General features: G+C 35.9%; 2 protein-coding genes. One reads left to right on the top strand and one right to left on the bottom strand.

Features of this window, described 5'->3' with window-relative positions; genetic code table 11:
- Nucleotides 1-179: 179 nt before the first annotated feature.
- Entirely contained in the window at nucleotides 180-407 is a 228-nt protein-coding gene (locus EKM87_RS12325; protein ID WP_080952786.1) for a hypothetical protein, read from the bottom strand.
- A 252-nt stretch (nucleotides 408-659) separates the two neighbouring features.
- Between EKM87_RS12325 and mobQ the strand changes: the two genes are divergently transcribed.
- The coding region (mobQ, locus tag EKM87_RS12320) for a MobQ family relaxase (protein WP_164506513.1) at nucleotides 660-1,468 on the top strand (809 nt) is incomplete at its 3' end.

Below are 1,468 nucleotides of genomic sequence, written 5' to 3'. Positions count from 1 at the left end.
TCGAGCAAAGCCCCTTTTTGAATTAATCGGCGAGAACGGGCTTTGCGGGCTTGCCGATTTTCATAGTATTTAGATTGTCGTAATTTAAAATCTTCCCGCTCAATTTTTTGTTTTAAACGCGCTTGTTGTTCAATTAGTTTTTCATATTGATTAGGCATGGAATTCCCCATCTCCTATGACTAATGATCTACGGACTTTTCCTTTAAAAACTCGGATACTTTTTTGGATAAGGACTTGATATTGTCATTAGATAAATTAGCATAATCTAAATTGGCTTGACTGATGATTTGTTTACCTAGCCGTTGTTCAATCTTATTTTTTTCGTCCTTAATTTTTTGATTAAGGGCTTTTAATTTAGCTTCTTGTTTTTCTAAGTTACTTTGAGACATAACGATCCCTCCAATCATATTAAAAATAATCACCGAAACTATATCATATAGAAAACGTTAAGTCAAAGTATAAAATTTGAAATAGCGAAGCGGAAGGCATACACTAAATTAAAGTTAAGAGAATCAGAAGACTGAGTGAAAAGAGGTCAATGCGCACTTACACACAACAACTAAAGTTGGTTGTGTTATTGTGCTAAACACTTGTATTAGAAGTCGCCGATGGCGACAACAAAATCAAACCCATAAACCCAAAGAAAGGTAGTAACCGATATGGCAATTTTTCACATGAGCTTTAGTAATATTAGTGCTGGAAAAGGAAGAAGTGCAATTGCTGGATCAAGTTATCGAAGTGGCGAAAAATTATTAGATCAAAAAGAAGGTCGAAGTTATTTTTATGCTCGGTCTGTTATGCCAGAAAGCTTTATTTTAACACCAAAGAATGCGCCAGAATGGTCGAGTGATAGAGAGAAATTATGGAACGAAGTTGAAAGAAAAGACCGTCGAGCAAACTCACGGTACGCTAAAGAGTTTAACGTGGCTCTACCAGTTGAATTAAGTGAAGATGAACAGAAAGAATTATTGACAAAATATGTACAAGAAAATTTTGTTGATGAAGGTATGGTTGCCGATGTGGCAATTCATAGAGATCACCCAGATAATCCGCACGCTCATGTGATGTTAACTAACCGTCCATTTAACCCAGACGGAACGTGGGGATTGAAAAGTAAACGAGAAAACATATTAGACGAAAATGGGAACAAGACTTATACAGGAAATAGTCGTTTTCCAAGATCAAGAAAGGTGTGGTTAGTTGATTGGGATAAAAAAGAAAAAATCAATCAATGGCGGCACAATTGGGCGGTTAGTGTAAATCAAGTTTTAGAGCAAAAAAATATTCCCGATAGGATCAGCGAAAAATCATTTATCGAGGAGGGAATAGATGATACACCAACTCAACATGAGGGAATTAATAGTAAGCGGCATGAAAGAAAAGAATTTAACCAACAAGTTAAGAACTATCGTAAGTCCAAAGCTGGCTATAAAAATATGCAGGAGAAAGTAGTTAATCGAGGCCACTT

The organism is Levilactobacillus yonginensis, assembly GCF_003946265.1.
In the GTDB taxonomy this organism is placed as follows: Bacteria; Bacillota; Bacilli; order Lactobacillales; family Lactobacillaceae; genus Levilactobacillus; species Levilactobacillus yonginensis.
Note: the sequence above shows the minus strand (reverse complement) of the source record. Positions and strands in the feature narration are given on the sequence as shown.

What these genes read in the sequence shown, in the direction of transcription:
- EKM87_RS12325 (WP_080952786.1), bottom strand. Translation starts at nt 407, where the DNA reads ATGATTGGAGGGATCGTTATGTCTCAAAGTAACTTAGAAAAACAAGAA.